The sequence below is a fragment of the Streptomyces sp. NPDC048514 genome, from assembly GCF_043199955.1.
GTDB lineage: Bacteria > Actinomycetota > Actinomycetes > Streptomycetales > Streptomycetaceae > Streptomyces.
Map to the genome: position 1 here is coordinate 19,871 of NZ_JBICWT010000010.1, position 18,959 is coordinate 38,829.

Annotated in this window: 18 protein-coding genes and 1 pseudogene; 12 read left to right on the forward strand and 7 right to left on the reverse strand. The window is 73.8% G+C overall.

The window, feature by feature from the left end:
• Positions 1-295: 295 nt before the first annotated feature.
• From ACGFT2_RS22325 to ACGFT2_RS22365, 9 genes and pseudogenes are all read left to right on the forward strand, one after another.
• Positions 296-742 carry a hypothetical protein gene (locus ACGFT2_RS22325; RefSeq protein ID WP_393281043.1) on the forward strand — a complete coding sequence of 149 codons (447 nt, stop codon included), beginning with the start codon at positions 296-298 and terminating at the stop codon, positions 740-742.
• On the forward strand, positions 739-2,022 hold the full coding sequence (locus tag ACGFT2_RS22330; RefSeq protein WP_393281046.1) for an NADH-ubiquinone oxidoreductase-F iron-sulfur binding region domain-containing protein: 1,284 nt from the start codon (positions 739-741) through the stop codon (positions 2,020-2,022). Before ACGFT2_RS22325 ends, ACGFT2_RS22330 begins: the two co-directional genes overlap by 4 nt.
• Before the next feature lie 75 nt (positions 2,023-2,097).
• Positions 2,098-2,289, forward strand: a complete 192-nt coding sequence (locus ACGFT2_RS22335; RefSeq protein ID WP_393281049.1) for a ferredoxin — start codon at positions 2,098-2,100, stop codon at positions 2,287-2,289.
• 1 nt (position 2,290) lies between these two features.
• Positions 2,291-4,360 carry an acetate--CoA ligase family protein gene (locus tag ACGFT2_RS22340; protein ID WP_393281052.1) on the forward strand — a complete coding sequence of 690 codons (2,070 nt, stop codon included), beginning with the start codon at positions 2,291-2,293 and terminating at the stop codon, positions 4,358-4,360.
• Positions 4,361-4,537: 177 nt separating this feature from the next.
• Positions 4,538-5,710 (forward strand): acyl-CoA dehydrogenase family protein, encoded by a 1,173-nt coding sequence (locus tag ACGFT2_RS22345; RefSeq protein ID WP_393281055.1) that lies wholly within the window; start codon positions 4,538-4,540, stop codon positions 5,708-5,710.
• A 38-nt stretch (positions 5,711-5,748) separates the two neighbouring features.
• Positions 5,749-6,921, forward strand: a complete 1,173-nt coding sequence (locus ACGFT2_RS22350; protein WP_393281058.1) for an acyl-CoA dehydrogenase family protein — start codon at positions 5,749-5,751, stop codon at positions 6,919-6,921.
• Between the two features lie 34 nt (positions 6,922-6,955).
• Positions 6,956-7,852: a 3-hydroxybutyryl-CoA dehydrogenase gene (locus tag ACGFT2_RS22355; RefSeq protein ID WP_393281061.1), complete on the forward strand. Its 897-nt coding sequence runs from the start codon at positions 6,956-6,958 to the stop codon at positions 7,850-7,852.
• Between the two features lie 47 nt (positions 7,853-7,899).
• On the forward strand, positions 7,900-8,514 hold the full coding sequence (locus tag ACGFT2_RS22360) for a TetR/AcrR family transcriptional regulator (protein ID WP_393281064.1): 615 nt from the start codon (positions 7,900-7,902) through the stop codon (positions 8,512-8,514).
• A 21-nt stretch (positions 8,515-8,535) separates the two neighbouring features.
• Positions 8,536-9,516, forward strand: a pseudogene (locus ACGFT2_RS22365) (TerD family protein); the annotation flags it as partial.
• A 352-nt stretch (positions 9,517-9,868) separates the two neighbouring features.
• Here the strand turns inward: ACGFT2_RS22365 and ACGFT2_RS22370 are convergent.
• The 3 genes from ACGFT2_RS22370 to ACGFT2_RS22380 all read right to left on the reverse strand — a co-directional run bounded on the left by ACGFT2_RS22370 (position 9,869) and on the right by ACGFT2_RS22380 (position 13,495).
• A complete protein-coding gene (locus tag ACGFT2_RS22370) occupies positions 9,869-10,849 on the reverse strand; it encodes an ATP-dependent DNA ligase (protein ID WP_393281624.1) in 981 nt (326 codons plus the stop codon).
• Between the two features lie 318 nt (positions 10,850-11,167).
• Positions 11,168-12,682 carry a glycerol kinase GlpK gene (gene glpK, locus ACGFT2_RS22375; protein WP_393281067.1) on the reverse strand — a complete coding sequence of 505 codons (1,515 nt, stop codon included), beginning with the start codon at positions 12,680-12,682 and terminating at the stop codon, positions 11,168-11,170.
• 45 nt (positions 12,683-12,727) lie between these two features.
• Positions 12,728-13,495 (reverse strand): IclR family transcriptional regulator, encoded by a 768-nt coding sequence (locus ACGFT2_RS22380; protein ID WP_393281070.1) that lies wholly within the window; start codon positions 13,493-13,495, stop codon positions 12,728-12,730.
• Positions 13,496-13,681: 186 nt separating this feature from the next.
• Between ACGFT2_RS22380 and ACGFT2_RS22385 the strand changes: the two genes are divergently transcribed.
• The gene (locus tag ACGFT2_RS22385; protein WP_393281073.1) at positions 13,682-14,107 is read left to right on the forward strand and encodes an ATP-binding protein; all 426 of its coding nucleotides are present in this window, start codon (positions 13,682-13,684) and stop codon (positions 14,105-14,107) included.
• Here the strand turns inward: ACGFT2_RS22385 and ACGFT2_RS22390 are convergent.
• The 4 genes from ACGFT2_RS22390 to ACGFT2_RS22405 form a co-directional block, all read right to left on the reverse strand.
• Positions 14,104-15,279: a PP2C family protein-serine/threonine phosphatase gene (locus ACGFT2_RS22390; protein ID WP_393281076.1), complete on the reverse strand. Its 1,176-nt coding sequence runs from the start codon at positions 15,277-15,279 to the stop codon at positions 14,104-14,106. The two genes, ACGFT2_RS22385 and ACGFT2_RS22390, sit on opposite strands and share 4 nt — an antisense overlap.
• 97 nt (positions 15,280-15,376) lie before the next feature.
• Complete coding sequence (locus ACGFT2_RS22395) at positions 15,377-16,135, reverse strand: IclR family transcriptional regulator (protein WP_393281079.1); 759 nt, start codon at positions 16,133-16,135, stop codon at positions 15,377-15,379.
• Between the two features lie 142 nt (positions 16,136-16,277).
• Positions 16,278-17,051, reverse strand: a complete 774-nt coding sequence (locus ACGFT2_RS22400; protein WP_393281082.1) for a DUF2690 domain-containing protein — start codon at positions 17,049-17,051, stop codon at positions 16,278-16,280.
• A 188-nt stretch (positions 17,052-17,239) separates the two neighbouring features.
• On the reverse strand, positions 17,240-17,629 hold the full coding sequence (locus ACGFT2_RS22405; RefSeq protein ID WP_393281085.1) for an SH3 domain-containing protein: 390 nt from the start codon (positions 17,627-17,629) through the stop codon (positions 17,240-17,242).
• A gap of 287 nt (positions 17,630-17,916) precedes the next feature.
• Here ACGFT2_RS22405 and ACGFT2_RS22410 point away from each other — a divergent pair, with 287 nt between their 5' ends.
• A complete protein-coding gene (locus ACGFT2_RS22410) occupies positions 17,917-18,294 on the forward strand; it encodes a DoxX family protein (protein ID WP_393281088.1) in 378 nt (125 codons plus the stop codon).
• Complete coding sequence (locus ACGFT2_RS22415) at positions 18,294-18,761, forward strand: peroxiredoxin (RefSeq protein ID WP_393281090.1); 468 nt, start codon at positions 18,294-18,296, stop codon at positions 18,759-18,761. Before ACGFT2_RS22410 ends, ACGFT2_RS22415 begins: the two co-directional genes overlap by 1 nt.
• Positions 18,762-18,959 lie beyond the last annotated feature (198 nt).

Consider the following 18,959-nt stretch of genomic DNA (forward strand, 5'->3'; position numbering starts at 1 on the left):
TGGTCCCACGCGGGACCGGACCTGCCCGTCCCGGCTGACTGATTGGTTAGTCAGACTGGGCTCAGGCCGGGGGCAAGTCAAGACTTGTGGGCTGACTAATTAGTTAGTTAGTGTCGTGGGCAGGTCGGACGCGTCGGCTCCAGCAGAGGGCTGTCCGGGCGTGTCCCCTGATCGCGCGGCCCTGTGAGCCGCCCCGCTCCCCACCACGCCACGGCACCGGAGCACCCCCCAACCCGCCATCGCCGCGCCACCCCGTTCCCGCGACCAGCGGAACGGTGCGCCCCGGGAGGCACGCATGAGCGATCGCCGAAGTCTGGTCTGGCTCGGGCTCACCCCGGAGCCCGAACAGGAGCTGCCCGCAGCGGTGGCCGCCCTGCGGGCCCCCCTGGACGACCGACCGCCGCCGGCCCTCGTCGCCGCCGAGCGGCACCGCGTCGAACGGCTGGTGCTGCGCGGCACGCAGCGCGGCTGGCTGCGCTACCTCCGTGAGGTCACGGAGCTGGTCGTGGCCGCCGCCACGGGACCAGCGGCCGGCGATCCACGGCCCGCGCTGCTGGCGGGGGAGGTCGTCCTCGACCACCACCGCATGCTGATCGGCCTGCCCGGAGCCGGATACGCCCGCACCGCCGCCCAGCGGCGGGACCTGGAACACGCCCTGGACCGCCTGCGATCCGGCAGCGGCACCGGCCCCTTCGGTTCCTCGCACCCCGCCGGCCACTCCGAGCCCAGGAGCACCGCATGACCGGCGTCTTCTCCCTCCTCCCCGACGGACGGCCCGGCCTCCTCGGCCCGCTGCCGTCCGGCGCCCGGCCGTCCGCCGCCGGGGGCGAGGACGCCTCCCGGTACCTGGCCGCGGGCGGCTACGCCCCGCTGCCGGCGCCGGACCGGATGCTCGACCTGATCGCCGCGGCGGGCCTGCGCGGCCGCGGCGGGGCCGGGTTTCCCGCCGCCGTCAAGCTGCGCGCCGTACGCGACGCCCCGGGCCGGGCCGTCGTCGTCGCCAACGGCGAGGAGGGCGAGCCGGGATCCGTGAAGGACCGCTGGCTGCTGCGCCACCGGCCCCACGCGGTCCTGGACGGCCTGCGGCTCGCGGCGGCCATGACCGGCGCCGAACGCGGCTGCGTGTACCTCTCCGACGCCCCGGCCGAGCGGGCCGTACGCCGCGCGCTCGCCGAATGCCCCGCCGACCTGTGCATCGACGTCGTACGGACTGAGCACGCCTACGTCGCGGGCGAGGAGAGCGCGGTCGTACGGCGCATCGACGGCGGCCCGGCGCTGCCCCGGGCGAAACCCCCGCGCCCCTTCGAGAGCGGAGTCGGCGGCGCGCCCACCCTCGTCGCCAACGTGGAGACGCTGGCCCGCGTCGCGCGCATGCACGCACACCCCGAGGCCGCGGACGCCGTCGCCGGAGCACACCTGGTGACCCTGTCGGGAACGAGCCGTACCCGCGCCGAGACGGACACCGGCGGTGCCACGGCGCTGGCCGAGGTGCCCGCCGGTACCCGTCTGAAGGTCCTCGCCGACCTGTGCGGACACGGAGCGGCCGACTCCGTGCTGCTCGGCGGCCTCTTCGGCGGCCTGCACGGAGCCGGCTGGACCGACCTGCCCCTCGACCACGACCGCCTGAGCGCGGCCGGCGGCGCCCTGGGCTGCGGGGCACTGCACTTCCTGCACCCGCGGGACTGCCCGGTCGCCGTGGCCACCGAGGCCGCCGCCTACCTCGCCGCGCAGAGCGCCCGGCAGTGCGGGGTGTGCGTGTCCGGCACCGGGGCCCTGGCCGCGGCCCTGGCGTCCGTCGCGCGCGGCGAGGCGGACGCCGAGACCACCGGCAAGCTGCACCGCTGGTCGCGCCAGCTGCCCGGGCGCGGAGCCTGCGGCCTGCTCGACGCCGCCGCCCGCATCGTCGCCACCCTGCTCGCCCACTTCCCCGACCGGGTGGACGGCCACCGCGGCTCCGCCTGCCCCGCCTGTGCGGGCGCGGCACCCGAGGACGGACGCCGGTTCACGGTGCCGGTGCCCTGACGCGTCTCCCGGCCGCCCCGCACACCTCACGCCCCCACGTCTCCACCGCCCCCGCCGCACCGAAAGGTCCGTGTCATGAAACTGCTGCTGGACGCCACCCGCTGCCAGGGCTACGGCCTGTGCCAGGAACCCGCACCCGAGTTGATCGACCTCGACGAGTGGGGCTACGCGCAGGTGAGCGACACCCCCGTGCCCGAGGGCGGCGAAGAGGCCGCCGCCGAGGCCGTCGCCGCCTGCCCCAACTCCGCGCTGCGGCTGGTGAAGTGACATGGGACGCGATCTGTCGGCACTCTTCGACCCGGTCTCCGTCGCGGTGGTCGGAGCCAGCGACGACCCCGCCAAGTACGGCCACGCCATCGCCGCCCAGGCGCTGCGCGCGAACGGGCGCCGCCCCGTCCACCTGGTCAACCGGCGCGGCGGCACGGTGCTCGGCCGCACCGCGGCCCCCAGCCTGGGCGCGATCGGCGAACCCGTCGACCTGGCCGTGGTCTCGGTGCCCGCCGCGGGCTTCGAGGAGGCCGTCGAGGAGGCCCTGCGGTGCGGCGCCCGGGCCATCGTCGCGATCACGGCGGGCTTCGCCGAGACCGGCGACGCGGGCCGGGTCCGCCAGCGGGCGGTCGCCGAACGGGTGCGGGCCGCCGGTGCCGTCATGGTCGGCCCCAACTGCCTCGGCCTCGCCGACAACACCACCGACCTCTTCCTCGCCTCCGACTCCTTCACGCCCGGCGGTGTCGCCCTGCTCAGCCAGAGCGGCAACCTCGCCCTCGAACTCCAGCTCCGCTTCCGCCCGCACGGCCTCGGCTTCTCCCGGTTCGTCTCGCTGGGCAATCAGGCCGACGTCACCCTCGTGGACCTGCTCGCCGACTGCGCGCGGCACGAGGGAACGCGCGCGATAGCCGTCTACGCGGAGGACTTCGGCGACGGACGCGCCTTCGCCGAGGCCGCCGCCGGCGCCGGGAAGCCGGTGGTCCTGCTGACCGCCGGCCGCGGAGACGCCTCCGCCCGCAGCGCACAGTCGCACACCGGTGCCCTCACCACCTCCGCCGACGTGGTGAGCGCGGCCTGCCGGGACGCGGGCGTGGAACTGGTCGCCGGCCCGCGCGAACTCACCGTCGTACTCGCCGCGTTGGCCGGCGGGCGGCGCTCAACCGGCCATCGGGTCGCCGTCCTCACGGACGGTGGCGGACACGGGGTCGTGGCCGCCGACGCCGTGGAGGGGACCGGCCTGGAGGTGCCCGAGCTGCTGCCGCCGACACGGCAGCGGCTGCGGGAGGCCCTGTGGGAACAGTCGGCCGTCGCCAACCCGGTGGACCTGGCCGGCATGGGCGAGCAGGATCCGGGCTCCTACGCGGAGACGGTGGCCGCTCTGCTGGCCGCCGAGGAGGCCGACGCCGTGCTGCTGACCGGTTACTTCGGCGGCTACGCGGCAGCCGCCGGCGGGCTCGGCGGCGGCGGCACGGCGCTGGCGGACGGGGAGCGGGAAGCCGCACACCTGATCGCCGCCCGTCACCGGGCCTCGGCGAAACCCCTGGTGGTGCAGTCGATGTACCCCGACTCACCGAGCTGCCGCACCCTCACCGCCGTCGGCATCCCGGTGTTCGACGCCACGGAGGACGCGGCCCGTGCCCTCGCCGCCACGGCACGGCGACCACTCGGTACCGTCCTCACCCCCCTGCCGCCGCCCGCCCCACCACTGCGGGCGACCGGCTACCTGGACACGCGCCACGCCCTCGAAGCGGCCGGACTGCCCTTCCCGGCGGCGCGAGAGATCCACGACGAGTCCGAACTCCTCGCCGCAACCGACGAGTTCACCGGCCCGTACGTGCTGAAGGCTCTGCATCTGCTGCACAAGTCCGACGCGGGCGGCGTGGCCCTGAACCTGGCGGGCCCCGCCGAACTCCTCGCCGCCTTCCGTGAGATGCACGCCCGGCTCGGCGCGCCCTCCTACTCCGTGGAGGCCATGGCCGACCTGTCCCACGGCATCGAACTGATCGTCGGCGTCAACCGCGACCCGCGCTTCGGTCCGGTGGCCATGGTGGGCCTCGGCGGAATCCTGGCGGAGGCACTGCGCGACGTCGCCTTCGCTCTCGCCCCCGTCCCCGCCGACCGCGCCGAGGCGCTGCTGCGCGGACTGCGCACCGCCGCCCTGCTGGACGGCGTACGCGGCAGGCCGGCCGTCGACCTCGCCGCGGCCGCGGCCGCCGTCGAGACGATCACCGCGTTCGCCGCCGCGCACCCCGAGATCGCCGAGATCGAGGTCAACCCACTCCTGGTGCGGCCCCACGGCGTCCTGGCCCTGGACTCCCGAGCCGTACCGACCACACCTGACCGCACCTGACCTGCCCCGACCTGACCGGGACGGACCCGGCACAGCACCCGGCCGCCCGGCCCGACCGTGCTCGATCCCACCCCCTGCCCGACCCGACCGCACACCCGGCCCCGCCCCGATGCGATGCCCGGCCCGCCCCACCCACGACCGCACCGCACGCCGTCTCCCGGAAAGCCAGAGGCCCCCATGGACATGCGCTACACCCCCGAGCAGGCCGACCTCAAGCGCCGCGCCGCCGACTACGCCCGGCTGCTGATGCGGTACGAGGACCAGTCCGAGCTGGCCGGCGGCCCGCTGCCCGAGCAGCTCGTCGCGGAACTGACCCGGGCCGCCATGGACGCCGGCGTCTACGCCATCAACATGCCCGCCGAGTGGGGCGGCGCCGGGCTGAGCCTGCTCGACCAGGTCATCGTGGAGGAGGAGTTCGGCAAGGTCACCAACTGCCTGTGGGACATCCCCTGGCGGCCCGCCAACGTCCTGGCCCACGGCGACGAGCGGCAGCGCGAGAAATACCTGATGCCCGTGATCCGCGGCGAGAGGTTCGACGCGTTCGCCGTCACCGAGCCCGGCGCCGGATCCGACCCGTCCGCCGGCACCTCCACCGCCACCCGGACCGACGGCGGCTGGCTGCTGAACGGCGAGAAGTGGTTCGTCACCTGCGGGGACGTCGCCGACTTCCTGCTGGTGCAGGCGGACGCGGGTCCGGAGAAGCTGCCCACCCTGTTCTTCGTCGACAAGACCGCGCCCGGCGTCGAGCTGACCCGCCTGCCCCGCTTCATGCACTCCGCGGTCAACGGGCACCCCGAGTTCACCTTCACCGACGTGTTCGTGGCCGACGAGGACGTGCTCGGCGGCGTCGGCAACGGCTACGAGCTGACCAAGGAGTGGTTCACCGACGAGCGCCTGATGATCGCGGCGCGTACGGTCGGCGCGGCCGAGCGGGCGCTGGAGCTGGCCCGCGACTGGGCGGTGGAGCGAGAGCAGTTCGGGGCGCCGATCGCCTCGTACCAGCTGATCCAGGGCATGCTCGCCGACTGCGCCGTGGACATCGCCGTCAACCGGGCCTACACCCACCAGGTCGCCTGGGAGGCCGACCGGCCGGACACCGACCGCAAGACCCTGCACGCCAAGGCCTCCACCGCCAAGCTCGCCGCCAGCGAGGCCGCCGGCCGGGTCGCCGACCGCTGTCTGCAGATCTTCGGCGGCCGTGGCTACGACCGCACCTACCCCGTCGAGCGCATGTACCGCGAGCTGCGCGTCGACCGGATCTGGGAGGGCACCTCCGAGATCCAGCGGCTGATCATCGCCAACGAGCTGATCAAGCGCGGCACGGGCGCCCTGGCGCTGCCCACCGCCTGAGCCCTTCGCCCCTCATCCCCCGAACAGCGAGGACTTCCATGGACTTCCGCCTCACCCCGCGCCAAGTGCAGCTCAAGGCCGACGCGCGCGCCCTCACCGACCTCATCGCCGGCTACGAGCTGCAGTGCGAGGAGAACAACGGTCTCCCCGCCGACGCACACGCCAAGATCCGGGACGCGGTCCTGGAGTCCGGGCTGCAGGCCGTCAACATGCCGGCCGAATGGGGCGGCGCCGGTCTCACCATCGCCGAACAGGTCACGGTCCAGGAGGAGCTGGGGCGCCTCACGGGCGCCCTGTGGGACATGGTGTGGCGGCCCGCCAACGCGCTCCGGTTCTGCACCCCCGAGCAGCGCGAGCGCTTCCTGATCCCGGTGATCCGGGGCGAGCGGCGGGACTGCTACGCCGTCACCGAACCCGGTGCGGGGTCGGACCCCCAGAACCTCGCGACCACCGCCACCAAGAACGACCTGGGGTGGGTCCTCGACGGCGAGAAGTGGTTCGTCACGGTCGGCGACCACGCCGACTTCATGATCGTCCTCGCCGCGGCGGGCCCCGAGCGCGCCCCCACCCTGTTCCTCGTCGACAAGGACACCCCCGGCATCGAGATGACCCGGGTCCCGCGCTGGATGCACACCTTCGTCTACGAGCACCCCGAGTTCACCTTCACCGGCGTCCAGGTGGGCGACGACGCCGTGCTCGGCGGCATCGGCGAGGGGTACGACATCACCCGATCCTGGTTCACCGAGGAACGCCTGATGATCGCGGCCCGCACAACCGGCGCGGCCGAGCGGGCGCTGGAGCTGGCCCGCGACTGGGCGGTGGAGCGAGAGCAGTTCGGGGCGCCGATCGCCTCGTACCAGCTGATCCAGGGCATGCTCGCCGACAGTGCCGTGGACATCGCCGTCAACCGGGCCTACACCCACCAGGTCGCCTGGGAGATCGACCAGGCCTCGGCCGAGGACCGCAAGCGGCTGCACGCCAAGGCGGCCATCGCCAAGCTCTCGGCGAGCGAGGCCTCGGGCCGGGTGATCGACCGGTGCCTGCAGATCCACGGCGGACGCGGCTACGACCGCTCGTACGCCGTCGAACGGCTCTACCGCGAGCTGCGCGTGGACCGCATCTGGGAGGGCACCTCGGAGATCCAGCGACTGATCATCGCCAACGAACTGGTGCGGCGCGGCACCGGGGTCCTGGACCTGCCCACCGCCTGAGACACCGGCCGACACAGATCGAAGGGAAGCTCGGATGACCGGCATCGAACGCGTCGGAGTCGTCGGCTGCGGCCTGATGGGCGCGGGCATCGCGGAGGTCTGTGCGCGGGCCGGCCTGCCGGTGACCGTGGTCGAACGCGACGCGCAGGCGGCCCGCTCGGGGCGCCTGCGCATCACCCGCTCACTCGACCGGGCCACCACCCACGGCAGGCTCACGAAGGAGCGGCGCGACTCCGCCGCCGGGCTGATCACCGTGACCGACGCGATGGAGGCGCTCCACGACCGCGACCTGGTGATCGAGGCCGTGGCCGAGGACGAGCGCCTCAAGCTCGAGGTCTTCACCCGGCTGGACTCCGTCCTCACCGACGACCACGCCCTCCTCGCGACCAACACCTCCTCCATCCCGGTGATCCGGCTCGCCGCCGCGACCACCCGCCCGGCACAGGTCGTCGGCGTGCACTTCTTCAACCCCGTACCGGTCCTGCCGCTGGTCGAACTCGTCCCGTCCCTGCTCACCTCGGCCGACACCGTGACCCGGGCCGAGGCCTTCGTGACCGGCGGGCTCGGCAAGGAGGTCGTCCGCACCCGGGATCGGGCCGGGTTCGTCGTCAACGCCCTGCTCGTGCCGTACCTGCTGGCGGCCGTCCGCATGGTGGAGGCGGGTGGCGCGAGCGTGGGGGACATCGACCGGGCCATGGTGCTGGGCTGTGCGCACCCCCTCGGCCCGCTCGCCCTGACGGACCTCATCGGCCTGGACACCACGAGGGCCATCGCCGAGTCGCTGTACGCCGAGTTCCGCGAGCCCCAGTACTCGCCACCGCCGCTGCTGTCCCGGATGGTGGAGGCGGGCCTGCTGGGCCGGAAATCGGGGCGCGGTTTCCACACGTACCCGGACACCGGCGGGACGGCCGTACCGGCGGACCGGCCGTGAGGGAAAATGGTCCCGGCGTACGACCACCGAACGAGGGGAGCCGCAGGGTGCCGACCAAGATGCGCAACACGGCGGAGACGCGCGAGCGCATCCTGACCGCGGCATGCGAGGTCATCGCCGAGACCGGCTTCGAGAAGATCCGGATGCGCATGGTCGCGGAGCGGGCCGGTGTGTCCACCGCGCTGCTGCACTACCACTTCGACACTCGCGAGAAGCTGTTCACCGAGGCGATGACCCACTCCTTCGCCCACACGGCCCTGGACGCCGAACGCGACGCGGGGACGGCGCCCGCGGCGGTCGTCCTGGCCCGCATCCTGCGCAACCTGCTGCCGACCGACCCCGAACTGCACCAGGACTGGCGGCTCTGGCAGGAACTGTGGGCCCGGGCGCTGCGCGACGAGACGACCCGGGTCTTCGCCGTCGACCTCTACGCCCAGCTGCACGCGTGGGTGGCCGGTGCGATCCGCCGCGGCATCGCCTCCGGGGAGTTCACGCCGGCCGACGTGGACGACCTCGGCACCCTCGTGCTGTCCCTCAGCGACGGCTACGGGATCCGCCTGATGCTGCGCGACCCCACGGTCACCCTGGACACGGCCCTCACGGCGATCTGGCGGCACGTGTCCGGCGCACTGGGCCTCCCCGAGGCATTCCCGGAGACCTAGGACCGGCCCGACGGATCCTGCCGGGCCGACCAGGCGCAGGCGTACATGGACATCGCCGCGCGCCGTGGGTACGAGGCCGTGATCACGGTGTCGAACGACGTCGCGCTGGAGGGCAGCCCGCTCGTCGACGTCAAGATCGACGGACGCCGGAAGCACAAGGTGGCGCTCCGGCACCTCTCGTGGGCGGAAGTCGCGCACCAGGCGCAGCTGCTGATCCGGCACGAGGGTGTCGGCAACGGCGCGCACGCCTGGCTCCTGCAGGAACTGCTCCACTACCTGCAGCACGAGAACTCGGGCTGCCACGGCTTCCAGAACATGGGCCGGGCCTGGGTGCCGGTCCGCAACGGCATCGACGACGAAACCCTGTGTCAGGGGGATCCGCGGGCCCTGGAGGTCGTCGAGAGCTGGGAGCGGCTGGTCCGGCAGGTGTGCCTCGCTCTCGGCGGGGAGCTGGGGCAGAAGGTACTGCCCGTGCAGCGCGTCAAGCGGGGAACGGATCCGGGAGCACGGCGGAGCGGTCTCGCCGATCAGCTCTGCCGCGACGGAAGGCTGCAGGCCGAGCTGCGCATCGAGGGCATGCCCGGCATCCTGGCGATCAGCGCGGACCTCCGTACGGGCAGGCTGCGCACCTCCATCGAGATCCCGGCACCCGAGCAGGGCTACCCCCTCTCCTGGGCGAAACGGCTCATCCGGCAGCTGGCCGAGGCACCGGCGGACCTCCATGTCGAGACGCTCGTCGAGGGGGAGACGAGCGGCCCTAGAAGCACGCTGGAGCGGCTGCGTCCAGAGCCGGCGGACATACTGCCGAGGGACGGCGCGCGCATCACGGGCTTCCGCCTGTCCCTGCTCAAGGGCATGGGCAGCAGCCGCGGCAACGCCGAGTCCGGCTTCATCCGCAGCGTCGACGACGCGGTCCACCGCTTCTACACCGCGGTGGTGGTTCCCCTGGACCGAGCGGCACCTCGCCGCACGGCTCTCAGGGACCACGTGATGCCGGGATGAGTCCGGTCTCCCGCCCGCACCGCGCGGCCGCACGCCGCGGACACGCCGCCCCGGTGGGTTGCCGATCCGCGAAGACGCCGTCCCGGGCGACCGGTGCGTTGCCGATCTGCCAAGACGCCGTCCCGGGCGATCGGTGGGCTGCCGGTCGGTGGAGGCGTTGGCCGGGGTGATCGGTGGGTTGTCGTTCGGTGGCGGTGTCGGCCGGGGTGATCGGTGGGTTGTCGGTCGGTGGCGGTGTCGCCGGGGCGACCGGTGGGCTGCCGGTCGGTGGAGGGTGCCGGCCCGGGTGGCGGGCGGCCGCCGGCCGGGTGACCGGTGGCCTTCCCGGTGGGTCCGGGCCGCCGCTTCACCGTCACGGGCCGAGGTCCTCCGGCAGGTCCGCCGCCGATTCATCGGGTGCGAGGTCCGGGCGCAGCCGGAGCCAGGACGGCTGGCGCAGCATTCCGGACCGGGTGCGGGTGCTGTAGCCGACCTCGCCGACCAGCCGGGGCAGCACCCAGTGGGCGTCCGCGATCCGTGGCGCGGGCTCGAAGGGGCACCGGCTGCTCGCGGCGGCCCGCAGCAGCCGGGCCAGCTCGGTCCGTTCCGCCTCGCTCCAGCCGGTGCCGACCCCGCCGACGTAGCGCAGCCGGCCGGCCGCCCGCTGACCGACCAGCACCGCGCCCGGCAGCCCGGTCAGCCGCCCCTTGCCGGGGAGCCAGCCACCGACGATCACGTCCTCGGACCGCATGTTCCGGATCTTGATCCAGGCCCGGGACCGCACCCCAGGCTCGTACACCGAGTCCAGGCGCTTGCACACCAGGCCCTCCAGGCCGTGCTCCCGGGTCGCCGCGAGCGCCTCGGCGCCGTGCCCGGTCACGGCCCCCGGCGTCGACCAGTACGGCCCCGCCAGTCCCAGCTCCCGCAGCCGTGCCCGCCGTCGTACGTACGGCAGCCGCACCAGTGACTCCGCCAGGTACGGAACGTCGAACAGCACCAGGTGCACCGGCACCCGGCTGGCCCGGCGGGCCGCCCGCGCGGGGGCGTGCGCGAGGCCCATCCGGCTCTGCAGCAGCTGGAAATCGGCCCGGCCCCGCTCGTCCAGGGCCAGCACCTCGCCGTCCAGGACCGCGGGCGTCCCGGACAGCGCGGCACCCAGGGGCCGCAGTTCGGGGTAGGCCGCCGTGATGTCCTCGCCCGAGCGGGCGCGCAACAGCACACTGCCGTCGCCGGGCAGGTAGACCATCACCCGCTGGCCGTCCTGCTTGGTCTCGTACGCCCACCGCTCGTCCTGGGCGGCGGGCGGCAGGCTGCCGGGCGTGGCGAGCATGGGCGGGATGAGCGGCAGGGTCACGGCGGTCACGGCTGAAGGTCTCGACCGCTGCCCGGACCCTCACGCGCCTTTCGTCACCGGTTCGCCTGAACGGGCCCGGGACCGCCCGTGCCGTACGACGCGTGACCGAGCCCGCGCGCAATCGGCTCGCCTGCCCTCGGCTTCCCCCGCTCCGGTGGGCGGACGGCTCGCCTGCCCTCGGCTTCCCCCGCTCCGGTGGGCGGACGGTTCGCCTGCCCCCGGCGTCCCCCTCGCCGGTGCGGGGGAGGTGCGGCCAGTGGCCGGCACCGGTCAGCCCCACCCGCTGACCCCCGGCACCGTCGTAGCCCGGCCGGGCTTTCAGTGTGCTCGCGGTTGTCCGGCCCAGCCCAGGGACCGTTCCACCGCCCGCTGCCAGTTGTCGTACTCCGACTCCCGCGGCCCGGGGTCCATGCCGGGCAGCCACTGGGCGGCGCGGTGCCAGTTGTGGCGCAGTACCTCGAGGTCCGGCCAGTAGCCGGCGGCGAGTCCGGCGGCGTAGGCGGCGCCGAGGGAGACCGTCTCGGCGACCATGGGCCGCACCACGGGAACGTCGAGCACGTCGGCCACGAACTGCATGAGCAGGTTGTTCGCGGTCATGCCCCCGTCCACCTTGAGCTCCTGCAGGGAGACCGGGAAATCGGCGTTCATGGCGTCGACCACCTCGCGGGTCTGCCATCCGGTGGCCTCCAGGACGGCACGCGCCAGGTGTCCCTTGGTGACGTACGAGGTGAGTCCGACGATGACCCCGCGCGCGTCGCTGCGCCAGCGGGGCGCGAACAGGCCGGAGAAGGCGGGGACGATGTAGCAGCCGCCGTTGTCCTCGACCGTCCGCGCCAGCGTCTCGATCTCCGGGGCGCTGCTGATCAGACCCAGGCGGTCGCGGAACCACTGGACGAGGGCGCCGGTGATGGCGATCGACCCCTCCAGGGCGTAGACCGGCTGCTGGTCCCCGATCTTGTACGCGACGGTCGTGAGGAGCCCGTTCCGGGACCGCACGATGTCGCGCCCGGTGTTCAGCAGCAGGAAGCTGCCCGTTCCGTAGGTGCACTTGGCCTCGCCGGGGGAGAAGCAGGTCTGGCCGAAGAGGGCGGCCTGCTGGTCGCCGAGGGCGGCCGTGATGGAGACGCCGGGCAGCAGCGAACGGGCCTCGCCGTAGGTCTCGGCGGAGGACCTGATCTCGGGCAGCATCGAGCGGGGCACGCCGAAGAAGGCCAGCAGCTCGTCGTCCCAGCCGAGCGTGCGGATGTTCATCAGCATCGTGCGGCTGGCGTTGGTGGCGTCGGTGATGTGCAGGCCGCCGTCGGCGCCTCCGGTGAGATTCCAGATCAGCCAGCTCTCCATCGTGCCGAACAGCACCTCGCCGTCCCGTGCGCGCTGCTCAAGCCCCTTGACGTGGTCGAACAGCCACCGGATCCGCAGCGCCGAGAAGTAGGTGGAGGGCGGCAGAGCACACCGTTCCAGGAAGAACGCCTCTCCGGGGTGCTGCCCGAGGTCGTCGACGAGGGATGCGGTGCGGGTGTCCTGCCAGACGATCGCCCGGCCGAGCGGGGCTCCGGTCCGCCGGTCCCAGAGCACCGTCGTCTCCCGCTGGTTCGCCAGGCCGATGGCGATGACCTGCCCGCTGTCCACACCGGCTTCGGACAGGGCCTCGGGTACGACCCGTCGCAGGTTCTGCCAGATCTCGACGGCGTCGTGCTCGACCCACCCCGGCCGGGGGAAGTGCTGCTGGTGCTCCTTCTGCGCGACCGAGACCAGGCGCCCACGGTGGTCGAACAGGATGCATCGGGTGGAGTTGGTGCCCTGATCGATGGACATTACGTACCGTTCAGCCATGATCGGGTCTGCCTTCCGACGGATCGAGGGGCGGCTGTCGTGGCCCTACCAGCGGGCGGCTCCCAGATCCCTGGAGACCGCCCGCGCGGCTTCCCGGATCAGGCTGATCAGCGGCGGGCGAGGGCGGCCCTGGGCGTCGCAGATCCGCTCGACCGGCCCGGACAGCCCGATGGCGCCGACGACGAGCCCGCCGTGCCCCCGGATCGGAGCGGCGAGGCCGGCCTCGCCCATGCTCATCTCCTGCGTCTCGGCGGCCCACCCGACCTCCCTGACCTCGGCGAGTGCCCGGGCGAGCTGCTCGGGGTCGACCAGGGTGTGGCGGGTGTACGCCTCGAGCCCCGGCTCCCGGGCCGGCTCGACGGTCGCGGTCCCGTAGGCCAGCAGCACCTTGCCGAGCGAGGAGGCGTGCAACGGCAGCAGCGCGCCCACGTCCAGGGTCTGGAAGGTGTCGTCCGGCCGGAACACGTGGTGGACGATGAGCACCCTGCCCTCCAGCGGAGTGCCGAGGCGTACCGCCTCCCCGCTGCGGGCGGCCAGGGCATCGGCCCAGTTGAGAGAGCGGGAGCGCAGCTCGTTGACGTCCAGGTAGCTGGTGCCGAGGTGCAGCAGGGCCGCTCCGAGCTGGTACTTCCCGGTAGCCCCGTCCTGCTCCACGAAGTCCACGTGCTGGAGCGTGCGCAGAATGCCGTGGGCGGTCCCCTTCGCCAGCCCGAGCGACGCCGCCACCTCGCCGAGCCCGAGTCGGCGAGGCCCACCGGCGAGCAGGCGCAAGATCGCCGCCGCCCGTTCGATCGACTGGACCGGGCCCGTCATGAAGCGAGCCTATTACCGACTCGCACGCCCTGCCCGTGGACGGAGGGACGTCCCGAGAGCGGTCCCGTTCGGTAATGCCGACCATCGTTCATTGACCAGCCCGATTTGTCTCCATACGGTGCCTGAAGGTCTGGAACGCGCCGGATCGCGGCGCGGAGCCGGCAGCACACACCACCGGGAGAGAACATGGCGGCACAGCTCAACACGCTGCTTCGGGCGGCATGCGAACACGTGTGTCCGGTCCCGCCCGTCGCAGGCGCCGTCCCGGCCGTACGCCGGCGGGTGGCCGCGGTCCTCGCCGACTGGAACGTGTGCCCGGAGATCGTCGAGGACTCGCTCCTGGTGGTGTCGGAACTGGCCACCAACGCGATCATCCACGCCCGGCCGCCGGCCGTGCTGAAACTGTCGTGGACGTGGATCGCCGGCGGCGGCACCCTGCGGGTCGAGCTCACGGACGCCGGACCCACGCTTCCCCCGGGCCGGTCCCCGGCCGGGATCGACCCGGACGAGCACGGCCGGGGTGAGGCGATCGTGCACGCCCTGGCGACGCGCCACGGCCTACGGGCCCACCCCGCCGGAATCACCCGGTGGGCCGAACTCGTCGCGCTCTAGAGCGCGGGTGCCCAGGAAGGCACCCGAACCGGCTCGTCCGCCGTCTTGCGCAACAGGAGCAGGGCGGCATCGTCATGCAGCCGGCCGCCCACATGGGCCAGGAGCTCGTCGTGGAGCGCGGTGAGGGTGCGGGCCGGCTCGTCGCAGACATGGCGGGCCACCCCTTCGGCCAGCGGATAGAACGCGCGCGTGTGGTCGCGGGCCTCGGTGACCCCGTCGGTGTGGAGCAGCAGTTGCTCCCCCACCGCGAAGGGCAGCCGCTGCAGGCGGGGGGCCTGGCCCGACAGGGCGCGCAGCCCGAGCGGCGGCGCGGGATGGTCGGCCTCCACCGCCCTGACCTCTCCCGAGGCGGATATCAGCAGCGGAGGCGTGTGCCCGCAGTTGACGATCTCCAGCTGTCCCGACCCGCTGTGTCCGGCGACCACGGCGGTCACGAAGTCGTCGGGGCCGAGGTTGCGCGCCAGGCTCCGCTCGATCCTGCCGACGACGGAGAGCAGGTCGGGCTCGTCGTACGCGGCCTCGCGGAACACGCCGAGCACGAGCGCCGCCGTTCCCACGGCGGGCAGCCCCTTGCCGCGCACGTCGCCGACGATCAGCCTGATCCCGTGCGGGGTGGGCACCAGGGCGTAGAGGTCCCCGCCGATCCGGGCCTCCGCGGCCGCGGCACTGTAGCGGACGGCCACCTGGAACGGCCCGACGGTCTCGGGGACGGGCTGGAGCAGTGCGTGCTGGGCGGCCTCGGCGACCGAGCGGACGGCCGCGAGCACTCGCTCACGGCGGCCGCGCAACGCGCTGGCCAGACCGCTCGCCGCGGCGACGGCCGGTACGGCGGACAGTACGGCCGCCAGCTCGTGGACGGGAACGCCGTGGGCGATGCCCAGCGCCGCGCCCATCGCCGCGGCGAGGAGGCCGACGCAGAGCACGCCGCGCGGCCCGTTGGTGGCGGCCGCCAGGGCGGGTCCGGCCGCCAGCAGCGGCAGCCAGATCGCCCCCGTCCCGCCGGCGAGGTCGACGAGCAGGACCGCGACGAGGACCAGGACCGGCAGCACGGGCAGGCCCGCGGCCAGCTGCCCGGCGGCGCGCCGGGGGACCCACCCCCGGGCGCCGGCCGCACGGTTTCTGAACAGCCGCATCGACGCGTGGTCGCCGCCATGGATTCGGGCCTGGCTCATGTTCTGTCCGCAGTCCTCATCTGTACGGGGTGCACACCCGGAATGTCCCTTTCGTCCAGAGAACATGCTGGGCCAGGCGGCCACAAGGAGCGGAATTTCAGATAGTGAGCGAGAGGCTCCTGGTCACACGGCTGGCGGCGGAGAGCAGCCGTGCCCGGATCTCGGCGAGCGGCACCTGCCGCTCCACCGGTATGGAGACGCCGAGCGAGCCGAGTACGTCCCCGCGGTAGACGGGCACGGCGACGCACATGGTGCCGAGCGCGTACTCCTCCAGGTCCGTGACGGCCGGTGCCAGGGGCGGGGACTCGATCCTGCGGAGCAGCTCCGGGAGACTGGTGATCGTCCGGGGCGTGAGGTCGGCGAGGTGGTGCCGGGACAGGTATTCCCGGCGGCCGTCCTCGTCCAGCTCACGCAGCACGGACTTGCCCAGGGCGGTGGCGTGACCGGCGTCCTCGAAACCGACCCAGAGATCCACCCGCGGGGTGCGGGGGCCGTCGACGATCTCGGCGACCCTGATCTCGCCCTCCTCGTAGAACGTGAGGTAGGCGGCGCCGGACAACTCGTCCCGCAGGGCGGCCAGCGCCGGCCGGGCGCGGCTGAGCAGCGTCTGCGCGCCGCCCGCCGTGGACAGGTGGCTCAGCTTGTCGCCCAGGATGAAACCGCCGTCGTCCAGTTTCCGTACGTATCCGTCGTGGACCAGCGTGCGCAGCAGGTGGTAGGCGGTCGCCAGGGGCAGCTGCGTCTCGCGTGCCAGCTGCTTCGCCGGCGCGCCGTTCTCGTGCGCGCTCACCGCCTCCAGCAAACGGAAGGCCCGCTGGACGGATGCGATGAGCGTGGGACCGTCCTGAGCGCCCATAGCCCCAGCGTGCGCCGGCCACCCGGCCGGGGCAAGACAGGAATGCCGTGGTGGTGGCGGGGGTGGGTGGTGAGCCGGCCCGGGTGGTGAGGCGTCGAGGTGGTGCGGGGTGGCGGGGTCGGGTGCTGAGACGTCGAGGTGGTCACCCCTGGGTGCCCGGCGTCACGTCCAGTCCCGTGCAGGCCAGCTCTCCGGCCACCTCGGCGCACGCCTCCACACCCCGGGGCGAGGACACCGGCAGCATCGGACTGCTGTAACCGGTGGAGTTCTCGGCCGGATAGCTGGCCGAGAGCACGGCCCGGCCCGCCCGGATGGACACCTGGCGTGAGCGCGGGGAGCGGATCCGCACCTCGGACCAGGCGGTGCCGCAGCCCGGTGAGTAGCGCAGCCGCACTGCGTACCCGGCGTCGGTGACCGTGCTCCGGGTCTGCGCGTCCCGGGCGCAGGCCGAGGTGTCGGGCAACTCGCCCTGGCAGGAGTGGCCGTGACAGCCGGGCGGTGCCGGCAGAGGCTGCGAGGCGGGCACGGGACCCGCCCGTCCGGACAGGGCGAAGGCCGCGGCGAGCCCCGTCACCGCACCGCCCAGCACGAGGGCCGACAGCGGAAGCCAGCGGCGCCGGCGGTTCCGCGCGGGCGCCTCGGCCGCCGCCGGGTGCGGGTCCGGCGCAGGCCTCGCGGCGCTGGCGTCCCACCGGGCCAGTTCGGGCTGGGGGTCCACGCCGGCCAGGCGGCACAACGCCTCCACCGCCGCCCTGGGCGGCCGCTGGGCGCCGGACAGGTAGCGGTGCCAGGCGGACTTGCTGTACGGGGTGCGCGCGGCCAGCGCGGCGAGGCTCAGTCCCGTACGGTCCTTCAACTCGCGCAGTCCCGCCAGTGGTGGCCCGTCCGGCGTGGTCGATCCTCGGGGGTGCCGCATCGTGCGTTCCTCGACTCCCACTCCGCTATGGGCGCATTTCGCCCCTGTTGCCGGAATGGCTTCCCGTTCGAGCGGCGCCTGGAACTCCGGCGAGGCAGGAGAAGCGTGAGGCGGCGACGCACCGAAGGCCCGTTCGAGGGTCGTCGAACGGGCCTTCGGCGGTCAGGGGACGGGATGGTGAGGGGACGTCAGCACCAGGGGAGAGCGCGGTTCAGGCGTACGTAGCGGCCGGAGACGTAGCCGTGGTGGTGCGGGAGGCGGTACCAGGTGCGGTTGCCGAGCACCGCGGAGCCGGGGGTCTTGCAGGTGAGCGCCACGAGCCGCCGTGCGTGCCGGTGACCGACCACGCGGTAGCCGGTGCCCGGACCGGAGCGGACGTTGAGCCGGGCGTGGCGCGTGACGACGCGGCCGGTGGCGGCGAGGCGGAAGGGGGCGCCCGCGTGGTGGTGCCGCACGATGGCGCCGGGTACCGGCTGCATGGTCGTGGTGCTCGCCGACGCGGCGCCGGCCGCCGCCGGCAGGAAGGCGAGGGCCGCGAGCATGGCCGGCAGACCGCTCTGGAGAGTACGTCGGATCATGGAAACCTCCGCTGTCGTTCTCGTGACCACGAGCAGTGATCACGACAGCCAGGCTTGCCGTGACAGGCCCCCGGAATGCCCTTCCCGTGTCCCGGGGGACGGCCGGGACGTCCCCCGGGACGTGCACGCCCGAGCGCGGACCGGCCCGCCCGGTGTTCGGCGGGGAGGCGGCCCCCGTCCTCCCCGTCCCCGGGAAGGGCCGGGCCGGTGGCCGCCGGAGAGGGACGGGGTCACCGAGGCGTCTACTGTCGAGTAATATCCGGCGGCAGGTCGTCAGAGGAGGAACAGTGTCCCGGTCCGAACGTTCGCCCCTGCTACTCGCCGGCCTGCTGGCCGCCGCGGGAGTCGCCCACTTCGCCGCCCCGCGGCGGTTCGACGCGACCATTCCCCGGATGCTGCCGGGCTCGCCCCGCGCCTGGACGTACGGCAGCGGAGTCGTCGAACTGGCCCTGGCGGCCGGGATCGCCGCACCCCGGACCCGTGCGGTGGCCGCGAAGGCGGCGGCTGCCTTCTTCGTCGGGGTCTTCCCGGCCAACGTGCAGATGGCAGTCGACTGGCGGCACCGGCCCGCACCGCTGCGGAGGGCCGCCGTGGCGCGGCTGCCGCTGCAGGTGCCGCTGGTCCTGTGGGCGCGCGGGGTCGCCCGGAACGGGGAGGGGCGGTAGTGCGGGGACGCGTCGAGGTCGGGGACAAGGCCGAGGACTTCGCCCTCCCCGACGAGACGGGCACCGTCCGGCGGCTCGGCGAGCTGTTGACCGACGGGCCGGTGGTGCTCTTCTTCTATCCGGCCGCCCTCACCCCCGGCTGCACCGCCGAGGCCTGCCACTTCCGCGACCTCGCCACCGAATTCGCCGGCCTGGGGGCCCGCCCCGTGGGGATCAGCGGGGACGGCGTCGAGAAGCAGCAGGAGTTCGCCGGGACGCACGGCCTGGGCATGCCGCTGCTCTCCGACGCCGACGGCGCGGTCCGCGAGAGCTTCGGTGTCAGGCGGGGCTTCTCCCTCGCCCCCACCAAGCGCGTCACCTTCGTCATCGCCGAGGACCGCACGGTGCTGGAGATCGTCCGCAGCGAACTGCGTATGAACACCCACGCCGACCGCGCCCTCGCCGCCCTGCGCGCCCACCGGGGCTGAGCGGCTCCACCCCCCAGCCGGGATCGACGGGCGCCGACCGCTGTGCCGCCCAGGGGACTGAGGGGCGCCGCCCGCCGGGCCGCCCGCGCGACCGAGGGCGCCGCCCCCCCCGCGGCCGATCTCCACCGGCCCCCCCCGCGGTCGATCTCCACCGGCCCACCCGCGGCTGGTCCCTCCCGTGCCGCGGTTGATGAGCCG

Bases quoted from the DNA above. Each gene is read 5' to 3' on its own strand.
- glpK (WP_393281067.1), bottom strand. From the start codon at position 12,682: ATGGCTGAACGGTACGTAATGTCCATCGATCAGGGCACCAACTCCACC.
- ACGFT2_RS22385 (WP_393281073.1), top strand. From the start codon at position 13,682: ATGGCGGCACAGCTCAACACGCTGCTTCGGGCGGCATGCGAACACGTG.
- ACGFT2_RS22335 (WP_393281049.1), top strand. From the start codon at position 2,098: ATGAAACTGCTGCTGGACGCCACCCGCTGCCAGGGCTACGGCCTGTGC.
- ACGFT2_RS22330 (WP_393281046.1), top strand. From the start codon at position 739: ATGACCGGCGTCTTCTCCCTCCTCCCCGACGGACGGCCCGGCCTCCTC.
- ACGFT2_RS22400 (WP_393281082.1), bottom strand. From the start codon at position 17,051: ATGCGGCACCCCCGAGGATCGACCACGCCGGACGGGCCACCACTGGCG.
- ACGFT2_RS22390 (WP_393281076.1), bottom strand. From the start codon at position 15,279: ATGAGCCAGGCCCGAATCCATGGCGGCGACCACGCGTCGATGCGGCTG.
- ACGFT2_RS22350 (WP_393281058.1), top strand. From the start codon at position 5,749: ATGGACTTCCGCCTCACCCCGCGCCAAGTGCAGCTCAAGGCCGACGCG.
- ACGFT2_RS22405 (WP_393281085.1), bottom strand. From the start codon at position 17,629: ATGATCCGACGTACTCTCCAGAGCGGTCTGCCGGCCATGCTCGCGGCC.
- ACGFT2_RS22345 (WP_393281055.1), top strand. From the start codon at position 4,538: ATGGACATGCGCTACACCCCCGAGCAGGCCGACCTCAAGCGCCGCGCC.
- ACGFT2_RS22380 (WP_393281070.1), bottom strand. From the start codon at position 13,495: ATGACGGGCCCGGTCCAGTCGATCGAACGGGCGGCGGCGATCTTGCGC.
- ACGFT2_RS22340 (WP_393281052.1), top strand. From the start codon at position 2,291: ATGGGACGCGATCTGTCGGCACTCTTCGACCCGGTCTCCGTCGCGGTG.
- ACGFT2_RS22325 (WP_393281043.1), top strand. From the start codon at position 296: ATGAGCGATCGCCGAAGTCTGGTCTGGCTCGGGCTCACCCCGGAGCCC.
- ACGFT2_RS22395 (WP_393281079.1), bottom strand. From the start codon at position 16,135: ATGGGCGCTCAGGACGGTCCCACGCTCATCGCATCCGTCCAGCGGGCC.
- ACGFT2_RS22355 (WP_393281061.1), top strand. From the start codon at position 6,956: ATGACCGGCATCGAACGCGTCGGAGTCGTCGGCTGCGGCCTGATGGGC.